General features: G+C 69.3%; 14 protein-coding genes. 6 read left to right on the top strand and 8 right to left on the bottom strand.

Features of this window, described 5'->3' with window-relative positions; all coding sequences use genetic code 11:
• The first annotated feature begins 118 nt into the window (after nucleotides 1-118).
• Together pepN and E4191_RS07315 are read left to right on the top strand one after the other, a co-directional pair.
• Nucleotides 119-2,689, top strand: a complete 2,571-nt coding sequence (gene pepN, locus E4191_RS07320) for an aminopeptidase N (RefSeq protein ID WP_135312831.1) — start codon at nucleotides 119-121, stop codon at nucleotides 2,687-2,689.
• Nucleotides 2,690-2,703: 14 nt separating this feature from the next.
• Nucleotides 2,704-3,615 carry a 1-acyl-sn-glycerol-3-phosphate acyltransferase gene (locus E4191_RS07315; protein WP_228461634.1) on the top strand — a complete coding sequence of 304 codons (912 nt, stop codon included), beginning with the start codon at nucleotides 2,704-2,706 and terminating at the stop codon, nucleotides 3,613-3,615.
• Nucleotides 3,616-3,760: 145 nt separating this feature from the next.
• On the opposite strand, the gene tig is transcribed toward E4191_RS07315, so the two are convergent.
• The gene (gene tig / locus E4191_RS07310; protein ID WP_135314367.1) at nucleotides 3,761-5,095 is read right to left on the bottom strand and encodes a trigger factor; all 1,335 of its coding nucleotides are present in this window, start codon (nucleotides 5,093-5,095) and stop codon (nucleotides 3,761-3,763) included.
• A gap of 163 nt (nucleotides 5,096-5,258) precedes the next feature.
• Here tig and selD point away from each other — a divergent pair, with 163 nt between their 5' ends.
• Nucleotides 5,259-6,317 carry a selenide, water dikinase SelD gene (gene selD, locus E4191_RS07305; protein WP_135312830.1) on the top strand — a complete coding sequence of 353 codons (1,059 nt, stop codon included), beginning with the start codon at nucleotides 5,259-5,261 and terminating at the stop codon, nucleotides 6,315-6,317.
• 4 nt (nucleotides 6,318-6,321) lie between these two features.
• On the opposite strand, the gene E4191_RS07300 is transcribed toward selD, so the two are convergent.
• The 3 genes from E4191_RS07300 to E4191_RS07290 all read right to left on the bottom strand — a co-directional run bounded on the left by E4191_RS07300 (nucleotide 6,322) and on the right by E4191_RS07290 (nucleotide 8,746).
• The gene (locus E4191_RS07300) at nucleotides 6,322-6,729 is read right to left on the bottom strand and encodes a c-type cytochrome (protein ID WP_135312829.1); all 408 of its coding nucleotides are present in this window, start codon (nucleotides 6,727-6,729) and stop codon (nucleotides 6,322-6,324) included.
• 63 nt (nucleotides 6,730-6,792) lie between these two features.
• Nucleotides 6,793-7,458 carry an ABC transporter ATP-binding protein gene (locus E4191_RS07295; protein WP_176562651.1) on the bottom strand — a complete coding sequence of 222 codons (666 nt, stop codon included), beginning with the start codon at nucleotides 7,456-7,458 and terminating at the stop codon, nucleotides 6,793-6,795.
• A complete protein-coding gene (locus E4191_RS07290; RefSeq protein WP_135312828.1) occupies nucleotides 7,451-8,746 on the bottom strand; it encodes a lipoprotein-releasing ABC transporter permease subunit in 1,296 nt (431 codons plus the stop codon). Before E4191_RS07290 ends, E4191_RS07295 begins: the two co-directional genes overlap by 8 nt.
• Before the next feature lie 135 nt (nucleotides 8,747-8,881).
• Between E4191_RS07290 and radA the strand changes: the two genes are divergently transcribed.
• The 3 genes from radA (at nucleotide 8,882) to purF (ending at nucleotide 12,513) form a co-directional block, all read left to right on the top strand.
• Nucleotides 8,882-10,246, top strand: coding sequence for a DNA repair protein RadA (radA, locus tag E4191_RS07285; RefSeq protein ID WP_135312827.1), 1,365 nt, complete (start codon nucleotides 8,882-8,884; stop codon nucleotides 10,244-10,246).
• 42 nt (nucleotides 10,247-10,288) lie between these two features.
• Nucleotides 10,289-10,891 carry a CvpA family protein gene (locus tag E4191_RS07280; protein WP_135312826.1) on the top strand — a complete coding sequence of 201 codons (603 nt, stop codon included), beginning with the start codon at nucleotides 10,289-10,291 and terminating at the stop codon, nucleotides 10,889-10,891.
• Between the two features lie 131 nt (nucleotides 10,892-11,022).
• Nucleotides 11,023-12,513 (top strand): amidophosphoribosyltransferase, encoded by a 1,491-nt coding sequence (purF, locus tag E4191_RS07275; protein ID WP_135312825.1) that lies wholly within the window; start codon nucleotides 11,023-11,025, stop codon nucleotides 12,511-12,513.
• A gap of 87 nt (nucleotides 12,514-12,600) precedes the next feature.
• Here the strand turns inward: purF and E4191_RS07270 are convergent, their stop codons facing one another.
• The 4 genes from E4191_RS07270 to E4191_RS07255 are packed head-to-tail and all read right to left on the bottom strand — an operon-like array spanning nucleotide 12,601 to nucleotide 14,827.
• The gene (locus E4191_RS07270) at nucleotides 12,601-13,038 is read right to left on the bottom strand and encodes an NUDIX domain-containing protein (protein WP_135312824.1); all 438 of its coding nucleotides are present in this window, start codon (nucleotides 13,036-13,038) and stop codon (nucleotides 12,601-12,603) included.
• Nucleotides 13,038-14,072 (bottom strand): 5-(carboxyamino)imidazole ribonucleotide synthase, encoded by a 1,035-nt coding sequence (locus tag E4191_RS07265; protein WP_135312823.1) that lies wholly within the window; start codon nucleotides 14,070-14,072, stop codon nucleotides 13,038-13,040. The genes E4191_RS07270 and E4191_RS07265 overlap by 1 nt, the downstream gene beginning before the upstream one ends.
• Nucleotides 14,065-14,550, bottom strand: a complete 486-nt coding sequence (gene purE, locus E4191_RS07260) for a 5-(carboxyamino)imidazole ribonucleotide mutase (RefSeq protein ID WP_135312822.1) — start codon at nucleotides 14,548-14,550, stop codon at nucleotides 14,065-14,067. The genes E4191_RS07265 and purE overlap by 8 nt, the downstream gene beginning before the upstream one ends.
• A gap of 58 nt (nucleotides 14,551-14,608) precedes the next feature.
• Entirely contained in the window at nucleotides 14,609-14,827 is a 219-nt protein-coding gene (locus E4191_RS07255; protein WP_135312821.1) for a YdcH family protein, read from the bottom strand.
• Nucleotides 14,828-14,835: the final 8 nt, after the last annotated feature.

Here is a 14,835-nt window from a genome sequence, read left to right as displayed (position 1 = left end):
GGGCTGTCAACCGCCAAGGCCGGACGCCGCGGCTTGCGAGCCGGCGTTCAGGCGATTAACACCGGTGTCAGGCCCGGGTTCCGCCCCGGACCGGTTTTTTCACGAGAGGCAGCCGCCCATGTCCGCCCCAAAACTGCAGCCCGTCCAGCACCTTGCAGATTATCGGCCTTGGCCCTTCCTGCTGTCCGAGACCCGGCTGGACCTGACGCTGGCGGGGCGCGGAACCATCGTCCGGGCCGCCTTGGACCTGGCGCCCCGCGATCCCGATGCCCCGTCCGACCTGGTCCTGGACGGCGGCGCGGGCCTGCGGCTGCGCGCGCTGACCATCGACGGGCAGGCCCCCGACCCCGCCCATGTCACCCGCGACGACGAACGCCTGACCATCGCCGCCGCCGCCCTGCCCCGCGCGCCCTTCACGCTGGAGACCGAGGTCGCGATCGACCCCGAGGACAACACCGCCTTCGAGGGGCTCTATCTGTCCGGCGGCATCTTCTGCACCCAGTGCGAGGCCGAGGGCTTTCGCCACATCACCTTCTATCCCGACCGCCCCGACGTGATGACGGTCTTTCGCGTCACCCTGCGCAGCGACCTGCCGGTGCTGCTGTCGAACGGAAACCCGGTCAGCGAGGCGGGCGGCGTGGCCGAGTGGCACGACCCCTGGCCCAAGCCCAGCTATCTCTTCGCGCTGGTCGCGGGCGATCTGGTGGCGGTTTCCGACCGCTTCACCACCCGCTCGGGCCGCGAGGTCGCGTTGAATGTCTGGGTGCGCCCCGGCAATCAGGACCGCGCGGGCTTCGCGATGGAAAGCCTGATCAAGTCGATGCGGTGGGACGAGGATGTCTATGGCCGCGAATACGATCTGGACGTGTTCAACATCGTCGCCGTCGATGATTTCAACATGGGGGCCATGGAAAACAAGGGGTTGAACATCTTCAACTCGAAACTGGTGCTGGCCTCGCCCGATACCGCGACCGATCTGGATTACGAGCGGATCGAGGCGGTGATCGCGCATGAATATTTCCACAACTGGACCGGCAACCGCATCACCTGCCGCGACTGGTTCCAGCTGTGCCTGAAGGAGGGCCTGACGGTCTTTCGCGACCAGCAGTTCACCTCCGACCTGCGCTCGGCCGCCGTGAAACGGATCGAGGACGTGCAGACCCTGCGCGCCCGCCAGTTCCGCGAGGATCAGGGCCCGCTGGCCCATCCCCCGCGCCCCGACCGGTACGAGGAGATCAACAACTTCTACACCGCCACCGTCTACGAGAAGGGCGCCGAGGTCATCGGCATGCTGAAGCGTCTGGTCGGAGACGAGGCCTATGCCCGCGCGCTGGATCTGTATTTCACCCGCCATGATGGCGACGCGGCCACGATCGAGGACTGGCTGAAGGTCTTCGAGGATGCGACCGGCCGCGACCTGACGCAGTTCAAGCTCTGGTACACCGACGCGGGCACCCCGGTGCTGGAGATGGCCGAGGACTGGCAGGACGGCACCCTGACCCTGACCTTCGCGCAGTCGACGAAGCCCACGCCCGGCCAGCCCGATAAGCCCGCCCGCGTCATCCCCATCGCGGTGGGCCTGATCGGCCCGGATGGCGACGAGGTCGCCCCCACCCGCGTGCTGGAGATGACCGAGCCCCGCCAGACCTTCACCTTCAAGGGTTTGGGCGCCCGCCCCGTCGTCTCGGCCCTGCGCGGCTTCTCGGCCCCGGTGATGCTGACGCGGCAGATGGACGACGCCACCCGCGCCTTCCTGCTGGCCCATGACACCGACCCCTTCGCGCGGTGGGAAGCCGGGCGCGAGCTGGCCCTGTCGGCCCTGACCCGCGGCGATGAGGCGGCGCAGGCCTATATCGACGCCATCGGCGCGCTGCTGGGCGACGAGGCCGCCGATCCGGCCTTCCGCGCCCTCTGCCTGACCCTGCCCGGCGAGGAGGAGATCGCCACCCGCCTTGCCGCCCAAGGATCCACCCCCGATCCCGACGCCATCCATGCGGCGCGCGGCGATCTGGCCCGCCGCATCGCGCTGGCCCATCAGGACCTGCTGACCGGCCTCTACGACGCGATGACCGTGCCCGGCGCCTATTCGCCCGACGCGGCCTCGGCCGCGCGCCGGTCGCTGCGCATCGCCGTCCTGGGCCTTCTGGCCCGCATCGACGGCGGAGAGCGGGCGCAGATCCTCTTCGGCGTCGCCTCGAACATGACCGAGCGCATGGCTGCGCTGGCCGTGCTGGTCCGGCTTGGCCGCGCAGGCCCCGCGCTGAAGGTGCTGGAGGCCGAGTTCGGCGACAACCGGCTGGTGATGGACAAGTGGTTCGCCGTGCAGGTCATGGCCGCCCCGCCCGGCCGGGCGGTGGCCGTGGCCCGCGATCTGGCCACGCGCCGCGACTTCGACTGGAAGAACCCCAACCGCTTCCGCGCGCTTCTGGGCGGGCTGGCGGGCAACCATGCAGGCTTTCACGCGGCCGACGGCGCGGGCTATGACTTCACCGCCGACTGGCTGATCCGCATGGATGCCGCCAACCCGCAGATCGCCGCGCGCATGTCCACTGCCTTCGAGACCTGGCCGCGCTACGACCCCGACCGCCGCGCCCATGCCCGCGCCGCCTTGGAACGGATCGCCGCTCTCGAGGGTTTGAGCCGGAACACGCGCGAGATGGTGTCGCGCATGATCGCGGCCGGACGGTGAGGGGGAAACCGGGGATGAGCACGCTCATGGACGCACGCGCCGAGATGCAGGCGCGGCTGGATCCGCTGATCGCCGAACGCGCGCCTTGGCTCTTTTCGGGCCGTCCGCATCATCGTCTGGCCAAATGGACGATGATGCACCTGCTGCGCTATCCCCGGACCGTCGACCTGGGCACCCAGTTCCGCGACATGCCACCCACCGAGATCTTCCGCCGGATGAGCGACATGATCGTGCAAGACCTGCAGGTCGAGGGGCTGGAGCATATCCCCGCGACCGGCCCGGCGCTGATCGTGGCCAACCATCCCACGGGCATCGCGGACGGGATCTTTCTCAATGCGGTCATCTCGCAGCTGCGCGACGACCTGTTCATCTATGCCAATCACGACATGATCCGCGTGCTGCCCCAGATGATCGAGATGATCGCCCCGGTCGAATGGCGCCCCGAGAAGCGCAGCCATGCCAAGACGCGGGCGACGATGGACTATACCCGCGACGCGATCGGGGCCGGGCGGCTCGGGCTCATCTTCCCCTCGGGCCGTCTGGCCAAGCGCCACGGACTGACGCTGACCGAACGTCCCTGGATGGCCAGCGCCGCGATGATCGCGCGCAAGTTCGACCTGCCGGTGATCCCGCTGCGGATCCGCGCCCGCAACTCGCTCCTGTTCTATTTCCTCGACAAGATGCACCCGACGCTGCGCGACGTGACCCTGTTCAACGAGGTTCTGAACAAGACCCGCCAGCCCTACCGGGTCACCATCGGCACCCCCATCGCGCCGGGCGACCTGCCCCGCAGCAGCGAGGATGCGATCACCGTCCTGCGCGAGGCGGTCCTGTCCCTGCCCGCGCCCGGCCGGAACGCCGTCCGCCTCAGCCGCGACCGTGGCGTCACCCGCCTGATCGGCGCCCGCCGCCCCGTCGGCGGCTAAGGCACCTTCCACCTTCATCTTGGCAGAAATATCCCCGCCGGAGGCATCCGGCCCCCGCCACCCGACCCGACGCGCCGGACAAAGGCCCCGGACATGAAAAAGGCCGCACCCGAAGGTGCGGCCCCTTTTCGTCACTGTGCCGGGATCACAGCTCGTCCAGCGCCTCGACGGCCTTTTCCAGCTCTTCCTTGGTCACGGTCTTTTCCTCGACCTTCGCCTGCTCGGCGATCAGGTCGACGACCTTGTCCTCGAAGATCGGCGCGCGCAGCTGCTGCTGGGCACCCTGGTTCTTCTGGACGAACTCGAAGAAGGCGCGTTCCTGGCCCGGATACTGACGGGCGGCGCGCAGCACGGCCTGGGTCATCTCCTGGTCGGTGACGGTCACCTCGGCCTTCTGGCCGATCTCGGCCAGCAGCAGACCAAGGCGCACGCGGCGCTCGGCCAGGGACTTGTGCTCGTCGGTGGGCTCGATGGCGTCGTGGTTGTGGCCCTGAACCTCGGGGTTCTCCTCGTGCCACAGCTGATGCGCGATCTGGCTGGCCTCGGCCTCGACCAGCGATTCGGGCAGGTCGAACTTGACTTTCTGGTCCAGCTGATCCAGCAGCGAGCGCTTCATCACCTGACGCGCGGCGCCGGCATATTCGGCCTCCAGACGCTCGGTGATCTGCTTCTTCAGACCGTCCAGATCCTCGGCGCCGAACTTCTTGGCCAGCTCGTCGTCGATCTGGGCCTCCTTCGGGGCCTTCACCGACTTGACCTTGCACTCGAAGGTCGCGGCCTTGCCGGCCAGGTGTGGCGCGCCGTATTCCTCGGGGAAGCTCACCTCGACCTTCAGGTCGTCCTCGGCCTTGGCGCCGACCAGCTGGTCCTCGAAGCCCGGGATGAAGCTGTTCGAGCCCAGGACCAGGGGATAGTCCTCGGCCTCGCCGCCCTCGAACGCCTCGCCGTCGACGAAGCCCTTGAAGTCGATGGTGATCTGGTCACCGTTTTCGGCGGCGCTACCGGCCTCGCGGTCCTCGAAGGCCTGCGAGGATTTCGCCAGGTTCTCCAGCGCCTCGGTCACGGCGGCCTCTTCGGCGGGGACGGTCAGCTTTTCCAGCGACAGCGTGGTCAGATCGACCTCGGGGATCGTGGGCAGCGTCTCGTAGGTGACGTTGACGACGACATCGTCGCCCTCTTTCCAGCCGTCGCCATTGTCCATCTCGACCTTGGGCTGGGCGGCGGGGCGGTCGCCCGAGCCTTCCAGGTGGTCGCGCAGCGCGCCGTCGATGGCGTCCTGCATGGCCTCGCCCAGGATCCGGGGGCCGAACTGCTTCTTCAGCATCGCCATGGGCACCTTGCCCTTGCGAAAGCCCTTCATCTCGACCTCGGGCTGCGCCTCTTTCAGCTTGGCATCGACGGCGGCGGCCAGGTCGGCCGCGGGCAGCGTGAACTGATATCCGCGCTTCAGACCGTCGTTCTGCGTTTCCTTGACCTGCATCATCACCCTCATAGAAAGAAGGGCCACCGATCCTTCGGCGGCCTGAAAATTTGAGCCGTTCTAGTCGCGCAGCCCCGGACCTGCAAGTAGATAGCGGCCGGGCCGTCTGGAACATCCCGTCCCGCCTGCGGTAAGGTTCACGCCACGCAAGCCGGAGACAGCCATGACCCAGACCGCCCCCGAACCCCGCCTGACCTCGCTGGCCCATGGCGGCGGCTGCGGCTGCAAGATCGCGCCGGGCGTGCTGTCGGGACTGCTGCGCGGCAGCGCCGCCCTGCCCGTCCCGCCCGAGCTGCTGGTGGGGATCGAGACCTCGGACGATGCCGCAGTCTGGCGCCTGAACGATACCCAGGCCCTGGTCGCCACCACCGACTTCTTCATGCCGGTCGTGGACGACCCCTACGATTTCGGCCGCATCGCCGCGACGAACGCGATCAGCGACGTCTATGCGATGGGCGCCACGCCGATCTTCGCGCTGGCCGTGGTCGGCATGCCCATCAACGTGCTGTCGCCCGAGACGATCGCCCGCGTGCTGGACGGCGGCGCCTCCATCTGCCGCGAGGCGGGCATCCCCATCGCGGGCGGACACACCATCGATTCGGTCGAGCCCATCTACGGCCTCGTGGCGCTCGGCCTGATCGATCCGGCGCTGCTCAAGCGTAATGCCGACGCGCAGCCGGGCGATCTGCTGGTGCTGGGCAAGCCCCTGGGCGTGGGCGTCATGTCCGCCGCGCTGAAGAAGGGCGCGCTGGACGCGGATGGCTATGGGCGGATGATCGAGGTCACGACGCTGCTGAACCGCCCCGGCCCCGACCTGGCGGCGATCCCCGGCGTCCATGCGATGACCGACGTGACGGGCTTTGGCCTGGGCGGTCACGCGCTGGAGATGGCGCGCGGATCGGGCTGCGACCTGAGCATCGACTGGTTTGCCGTGCCGCGGCTGCCCGGCATCGACGCGCTGATCGCGGCCGGCCATGTGACCGGCGCCTCGGGCCGCAACTGGGCCAGCTACAGCGATGGGGTGGCCCTGCCCCAAGGCTTTGGCGACGACGCCCGCGCGCTGCTCAGCGATCCTCAGACCAGCGGCGGCCTGCTGGTGGCCTGTGCCCCGCAGGCGCTGGATCAGGTCCGCGCCGCTTTCGCCCGCCACGGCTTCGGCAGCGCCGCCGTCATCGGAGAGGTCGGCCCGCAGACCGCCACCCCCCGCGTGGTGATCCGCTGACGCCTCAGCGCTGCAGCGTCTGCAGGTAATCGGCCAGCGCGACCAGTCGCGCCGGCGTCGCCACCCGCTGCCCCGAGCCATCATCATACATGACCACCGGCCCCTCGCGCAGCGCCTCGAAGACCGGCATGTGGGAGTCGCTGCGGCCCATCGTGTAGCCGACCAGCTGGCCCATCACCCGAGTCTTGGGAAAGACCCCGCCATTCGACGCCGCCAGCATTGTCAGATCGCTTGGCGCCGGGGTCATGCCCACGGCGGCGGGCCCGTTGCCGCGCCCGGCGGGACCGTGGCAGACCACGCAATTCTCGGCATAATCGCGCGCCGCGCCGCGCGGCTGCGCCTCGGGCGCACAGGCCGCCACCAGCCCGGCCATGGCCAGTCCCATGCCGCCCGCCATCATCACTGCCCGCATCGCTGCCCCGCCTTGCTTGTTGCTTTGGCCCAGCATGCACCCTGGCGACCGCGCGCGCAACGATCAGGCGGCGGTCAGCCGCACCACCCGGTCCATCCGCGCGGCCAGCGCATGGTTGTGCGTGGCGATCAGCGCCGACAGGCCCGTCTCGCGCACCAAGGTCATCAGCACGTCGAAGACCTTGTCCGAGGTCTCGGGATCCAGGTTCCCCGTGGGCTCGTCCGCCAGCAGCAGCGCGGGCGCATTGGCCAAGGCCCGGCAGAAGGCCACGCGCTGCTGCTCGCCCCCCGACATCTGCGCGGGTCGGTGATCGGCGCGGTGGCTCAGGCCCACGCGGCCCAGCAGGTCGGCGGCCCGGGCCTGCGCCACGCGCGACGCGACCCCGTCGGCCAGCTGTGGCAGCACGATGTTCTCGGCGGCGCTGAATTCGGGCAGCAGATGGTGGAACTGATAGACGAAGCCCAGCTCGCGCCGCCGCGCCTCGGTCCGCGCCCGGTCGGGCAGCCCGGTCATGTCGCGCCCGGCCAGCCAGACCCGGCCAGTGTCGGGCGTGTCCAGAAGCCCCGCGATATGCAGCAGCGTCGATTTCCCGGCCCCCGAGGGCGCGACCAGCGCCACCACCTCGCCCCGCGCCACGCTCAGGTCCAGCCCGGCCAGCACGGTGACCGGCGCGGGCCCGTCGGCGGCATAGGTCTTGCCCACGCCCTCCAGCCGCAACACGTCATTCATAGCGCAGCGCCTCCACCGGGTTCATGCGCGCGGCCCGGCGCGCCGGAAAGATCGTGACCACGAAGGACAGGACCAGCGACAGTCCCATCGCGCGGAAGATGTCCCACGCACGCAGCTCGGCCGGCAGGCGATAGATGCCGCGCACCTCGGGCTGCCACGCGCCCCCTCCGGTCAGCGCGTTCAGGCCCGCCATGATCGTGTCGACGTTCAGCGCCAGCAGGACGCCCAGCACCACCCCGGCCAGCGTCCCCAGGATCCCCGTGAAGGCCCCGCAGAGGAAGAACACCCGCAGCACCGACCCCTCGGTCAGCCCCATGGTCCGCAGGATGCCGATGTCGCGGCCCTTGTTCTTGACCAGCATGATGAGGCCCGAGGTGATGTTCATCGAGGCGATCAGCACCAGCACCGACAGGATGACGAACATCACGTCATCCTCCATGTCCAGGGCCGACAGGAACGACCCCGAACTGTCGCGCCAGGACCAGGTCTGCGCCCCCTCGCCCGCCGCCTGCATCAGCGCCAGTGTCCAGTCCGCCACGCGCTCGGGATCGTTCACGAAGACCTCGATCTCGTCGGCCACCCCCTCGCGATTGAAATAGGACTGCGCCTCGGCCAGCGGCATGTAGATGCGCGTGCGGTCGATGTCATAGCGCCCGGCGCTGAAGACATAAGTCACCTCGTAGGCGCTGACGCGCGGCGTGGTGCCGAAGGCCGTGCGCGCCCCCTCGGGCGCGATCAGGCGGATGCGGTCGCCCACGCCCACGCCCAGTTCCCGCGCGATGCCAGACCCGATGGCGATGCCCTCGTCGAACCGCTCCAGATCCCCCTCGGAGGTGGCGGGGTCCACGATGCGCGGCATCGCCTCCAGATCGCTGCGGGCGACGCCGAACACCTCGGCCACGTTCGAGCTGTCGTTGGCGCTGGCCATGACCTGGCCCTTGACGATGGCGGCGGTGCGGGTGACGCCCGGCACCTCGGCCAGCCGCGCGGCCATCGCGTCGTAATCCGCGATCCGCCCCGGCACCACATAGACGTCGTCGGTGAACTCGTTGGTGATCCGCTGCGGTGAGACATAGACCGTCGTATGCGCATTGGCGCCCAGGATCGTGTCCACGAACTCGGCCCGGAATCCGGCCCGCACCGCAAGCGTGGCGATCAGCGCCATCACCCCAAGCGCGATGCCGATCAGGCTGATCCAGGTCATCACGCTGACCCCGCCCTCGGCGCGGCGTGCCCGAAGGTAGCGCCAGGCGATGAGGAATTCGAAGCGCGAGAAGCCGAGCGTCATGGTCCAAACCCCTGAAAAATCGAAGCGGACCCTGACCCCGCCCTGCCGGGATTTCAAGCCGACATTGCCGTGAGCCCCTCTTCTTCACGCAAATATCCAACTTGCGACGGCTGCCCCCCGGTGCGACAGGGGGGCATGGCCAAACCCGTCACCGCCTTCACCTGCACCGCCTGCGGCGCCGCCCACAAGAAATGGGCCGGGCGCTGCGAGGCCTGCGGCGCCTGGAACACCATCGTCGAGGAAGCGCCCCTGTCGCAGGGCCCGGGCCGGGGCCTGGGCGCCGCCAAGGGCCGGGCCGTGCCGCTCTCGGCGCTGTCCACGACCGAACCGCCGCCGCCGCGCAGCCTGTCGGGCATGGTCGAGCTGGACCGCGTGCTGGGGGGCGGCCTCGTCCCCGGATCGGCGCTGCTGGTCGGCGGCGATCCGGGCATCGGCAAGTCCACCCTGATGCTGCAGGCGGCCGCCGCCTTCTCGCGCACCGGGCTGCAGGCCATCTATTTCTCGGGCGAGGAGGCCTCGGCCCAGGTCCGCATGCGCGCGCAGCGCCTCGGCCTGGCAGATGCGCCGATGCGCCTCGGTGCCGAGACGAACCTGCGCGACATCCTGACGACGCTGGACGCCGAGCGCCCCGACGTGGCGGTGATCGATTCGATCCAGACGCTGTGGTCGGACACGGTCGAGGCAGCACCAGGCAGCGTGGCCCAGGTCCGCGCCGCGGCACATGAACTGGTCACCTTCGCCAAGAAGCGCGGCGTCGCGGTGATCCTGGTCGGCCATGTGACCAAGGACGGCCAGATCGCCGGCCCCCGCGTGGTCGAGCACATGGTCGACTGCGTCCTTTATTTCGAGGGCGAGCGCGGCCACCAGTTCCGCATCCTACGCAGCGTGAAGAACCGCTTCGGCCCCTCGGGCGAGATCGGCGTCTTCGAGATGACCGGCGCGGGCCTGGCCGAGGTCGCCAACCCCTCGGCACTGTTTCTGTCCGAGCGCGGCCAGCCCATCGCCGGCAGCGCGGTCTTTGCCGGGATCGAGGGCACCCGCCCGGTCCTGACCGAGGTGCAGGCGCTGGTCGCGCCCTCGACCCTGTCCAGCCCGCGCCGGACGGTGGTGGGGCTGGATTCGGGCCGCGTCAGCACCATCCTGGCGGTGCTGGAGGCGCGCTGCGGCATCCCCTTCGCGGGGCTCGACGTGTTCCTGAACGTGGCGGGCGGCATGAAGGTGGCCGAACCCGCCGCCGACCTGGCCATCGCGGGCGCGCTTCTGTCGGCCCGCGAGGACACGCCCCTGCCGCCCGAGGCGGTGCTTTTCGGCGAAATCAGCCTGTCCGGTGCGCTTCGTCCGGTCGCGCAGGCCGAAAACAGGTTGAAAGAGGCGCAAAAACTTGGTTTTTCACAAGCGATTTTGCCGGACGCCTCTAGGGTCGAGGGCACGGGCGGCATGACTTTGCGGCGCATCACCGACCTGACGGGCTTCGTGGGCGAGGTGTTCGGCGCCGGCTGAGGCCGCCCGCAGAACAGGGACAACCGGCGCAAAGGGCAGGTAATGGACGGATTTACGATCATCGACGCGGTGGTGGCAGGGGTCATCATCCTGTCGGCAATTCTGGCCTGGTCGCGGGGGTTCGTGCGCGAATCGCTGGCGATCCTGGGCTGGATCGCGGCGGCCATCCTGGCCTTCCTGTTCGCGCCGACGGTGCGGCCGATGGTGGCGCAGCTGCCCGTGCTGGATCGCTTTCTGGGCGACAGTTGCGAACTGGCAACAATCGCAGGTTTCGCGGTGGTCTTCGCGCTGGCGCTGGTGATCTTCTCGATCATCACGCCGCTTTTCTCCTCGGTCGTGCAGCGATCCGCCTTGGGCGGGGTCGACCAGGGCATGGGGTTCCTGTTCGGCGTGGCGCGCGGCATCCTGCTGGTGGCCATCGCCTTCATCGTCCATGACCGCGTGATGACAAGCCAGAGCGTCGAGGTGGTCGACAATTCGCGCTCGGCCCAGGTGTTCGAGCGCGTGCGCGGCCAGATGGACGAACAGATCCCCGCCGATGCCCCGGGCTGGATCGTCAGCCGCTACGAGCAGATGGTCGCCGCCTGCACCGCCGACGCGGTTCCGGTGACCCCCGCCACCCCCACCACGCCCGCGGTCAACTGAGCGCGCGCAGGTCCGCCCGCATGACGGGCGGATGACGAAAAAGCGCCCCCGCCCGACCGCGGGGGCGTGACTTCGGGGGCCTTCGGTCCTACATAGCGCAGGACAGCCCCCAGCCATCGAGGTCCGCGCTGATGCAACCATTCCTGGCCCATCCGTTCGATTCGGACCGTCTTCACGAAGAATGCGGGATCTTCGGCGCCATCGGCGTCCTGGATGCATCGAACTTCGTGGCCCTTGGCCTGCACGCGCTGCAGCATCGGGGCCAGGAGGCCGGCGGCATCGTCACCCACGACCCCGAACACGGCTTCAACAGCGCCCATCGCTTCGGCTATGTCCGCGACAACTTCACCAAGCCCGAGCTGATGTCGACCCTGCCCGGACCCTTGGCCATCGGCCATGTCCGCTATTCGACCGCCGGGACCAAGGCCAATACCGCGATCCGCGACGTGCAGCCCTTCTTCGGAGAGTTCCACATGGGCGGCTGCGCGATCGCGCATAACGGCAACATCACCAATGCCGCCGCGCTGCGCCGCGAGCTGATCGAGCGCGGCTCGATCTTCCAGTCCTCGTCGGACAGCGAATGCATCATCCACCTGATGGCGCGGTCCATCCAGCGCAACATTCCCGAGCGGATGAAGGACGCCCTGCGCCGCGTCGAGGGCGCGTTCTCGGTCATCGCGATGACCCGCACCAAGCTGATCGGCGTGCGCGACGCGCTTGGCGTGCGCCCGCTGGTCGTGGGCCGGGTGGGCGAGGACGGCTATGTGCTGGCCTCCGAGACCTGCGCGCTGGACATCATCGGCGCCGAGTTCTTGCGCGAGGTCGAGCCGGGCGAGATGGTCGTCATCTCGAAGGGCAAGATCGAGAGCTCGCGCCCCTTCGGGCCGTCCACGGGCCGCTTCTGCATCTTCGAGCATGTCTATTTCTCGCGCCCCGATTCGATCATCGGCGGGCGGTCCGTCTACGAGACCCGCCGCCAGATCGGCGTGGAGCTGGCCCGCGAGGCCCCGGTCGAGGCCGATCTGGTCTGCCCGGTCCCCGACAGCGGCACCCCCGCCGCCATCGGCTATGCGCAGGAATCGGGGATCCCCTACGGCATGGGGATCATCCGCAACCAGTACATGGGCCGGACCTTCATCGAGCCCTCCGAGCAGATCCGCAACATGGGCGTCCGGCTGAAGCTGAACGTGAACCGCGCCCTGATCGCGGGCAAGCGCGTGGTGCTGGTCGATGACAGCGTGGTGCGCGGCACGACCAGCCGCAAGATCAAGGACATGATCTTGGATGCGGGTGCGGCCGAGGTGCATTTCCGCATCGCTTCCCCCCCCACCGCCTGGCCCTGCTTCTACGGCGTCGACACGCCCGACCGCGACAAGCTGCTGGCCGCCAACATGACCCCCGACGAGATGCGCGAATGGATCGGCGTGGACAGCCTGTCCTTCGTCTCGCTGGACGGGCTGTATCGCGCGGTGGGCGAGGCCGAAGGGCGCAGCAAGACCTGCCCGCAATATTGCGACGCCTGCTTCTCGGGCGACTACCCGGTGGCACCCTTCGACCAGCTGGAGCGCGGCTTCCGCATGAAGGTGGGCTCGGAAACGGCGGTCAAGCAGGCCGCCGAGTAGGATTGCGTTCCGCGACCGCCGGGGGGCTTCGCGCCCCCCGGACCCCCCGCGGGATATTTTTGCCAAGATGAAGATGGTGGGGTTCGTTCAGAAGACGATCGTCTCGAGCGGGTCGTAATGGGCGTCGCCGCCGCTCCAGATGGCCGCGCCGAGGCTGTCGGGCTTGTGGCGCAGCTGCGCGAGGTCCATCCGGGTCACCCACCGGGCGCGGTTCACGATGCCCTCGGGGTCGGTAAGGATAATCAGGTCGGGGCCGGTCAGGGTCGCGCGGAAGTGGATCTCGACCTGGTGGAAGCCGGATGCGGGGTCGTGGAACTCGTTGATCAGGAAGGGGGCGCCGGGGGTGACCTGCAGGCCGGTTTCCTCGGCCACCTCGCGGACCAGCGTGTCGGGCAGGGACTGGCCGGGCTCGACCCCGCCGCCGGGCAGGCACCACAGGTCCGAGCGCTGGCCGGGCCAGGCATTCACCACCAGCACCCGGTCCCGATGCAGGATCGCCGCCCGGACCGCGAGGCGGGGGGGCATCAGCCGGTGATCCGGTTCACATGGCCCATCTTGCGGCCCGGACGCGCCTCGCCCTTGCCATAGAGATGGACCTGGGTGCGGGGCTGGGCCAGCAGTTCGGGCACGCGGTCCATGTCGGCGCCGATCAGGTTCTCCATCACCACATCGGCATGGCGGCGGCCGTCGCCCAAGGGCAGGCCCGCCACGGCGCGGACATGCTGTTCGAACTGGTCGACCGCGCAGCCCGCCTGCGTCCAGTGGCCGGAATTGTGCACGCGCGGGGCGATCTCGTTCACGATCAGGCCGTGGGGCGTGACGAACAGCTCGACCCCCATGACACCCACATAGTCCAGCGCGGTGGCGATGCGGGCGGCGATCAGCACGGCGTCGGTCGTGACCGCCCCGGCCAGGCCGCAGGGCACGGTGGTGGTGCGCAGGATGCCGTCCCGGTGGACGTTCAGGCCCGGATCGAAGGCCGCCACCTGCCCGTCCGCGCCGCGCGCGACGATGACGCTGATCTCGGCCGAAAAGTCGATGAACCCCTCCAGCACCGAGGGCGCGCCGGTCCAGTCGGCGGGGCCGTCCCCGATGCGGACCTGGCCCTTGCCGTCATAGCCCATGCGCCGGGTCTTGAGGATCGAGGGGCGCCCGATCTCAGCGATGGCCGCGTCCAGCGCGCCCGCATCCGGGACATCGGCGAAGGGGGCGGTGGCCAGGCCGATCTGGTTCAGGAAGGCCTTCTCCGTCAGCCGGTCCTGCGAGACGGCCAGCGCACGGCGGTTCGGGCGGATGGGCGCCAGGCTTTCCAGCAGGTCCAGCGCACTGGTCGGCACGTTCTCGAATTCATAGGTGATGACATCGACAGAGGCGGCAAAGGCGCGCAGGGCGGCCTCGTCCTCGTAGGAGGCCGTCGTCACGCGCCAGGCGACGTCGCCCGCGGGCGCGGCGCCCGGCTCGTAGATGTGGCAGCGCAGCCCGAGGCGGCTGGCCGCGACCGAGATCATGCGGCCCAGCTGGCCGCCGCCCAGGATGCCGAGGGTGCGGGTCTCACTCATCGACCGGCTCCTCGGGGATCGAGGCCGTCAGCGCCGCGCGCCAGTCGTCCAGCCGCTGCGCCAGCGACGGATCGGACAACGCCAGGATGGCGGCGGCCATCAGCCCGGCATTGGCGGCGCCCGCCGCCCCGATGGCCATGGTCGCCACCGGATAGCCCTTGGGCATCTGCACGATGGAATAGAGCGAATCGACCCCCGACAGGGCCTTGGTCTGGACCGGCACGCCGATCACCGGGATCCGCGTCTTGCTGGCCATCATGCCGGGCAGATGCGCCGCCCCGCCCGCGCCCGCGATGATGACGCGCAGCCCGCGATCCACGGCGGACCGGCCATAGTCCCACAGCCGGTCGGGGGTGCGATGGGCGCTGACGATGCGCGCGTGCCAAGGGATGCCCAGCTGGTCCAGCACATCCGCCGCCTCGCGCAGGGTCGGCCAGTCGGACTGGCTGCCCATGATGATTCCCACCGGTTCGTCCATCGCGGCCCCCATTGATCCTTGCCGGGTCCCGCATAGCGCGGGGGGGCGCGGCCTTCAATCAGGCGATGATGTCGGGGGTCAGCTCGTCCTCCAGCCGGGCGATGCGGTCCTTCAGCGACAGCTTCTGCTTCTTCAGCCGCTGCAGGGCCAGGGACGAGGTCAGCTGCTGTCCCTGCAGGGCCGCGATCGCCTCGTCCAGGTCGCGATGCTCGCAGCGCAGCGCCTCGAGGCGGGTGCGGGCGATGTCGTCGTGGGTCATCGAATGCTGCATGTTCATCTTGGATG

This window comes from Paracoccus liaowanqingii (assembly GCF_004683865.2).
Lineage (GTDB): Bacteria > Pseudomonadota > Alphaproteobacteria > Rhodobacterales > Rhodobacteraceae > Paracoccus > Paracoccus liaowanqingii.
This window is presented reverse-complemented; position numbering and strand designations above follow the sequence as displayed.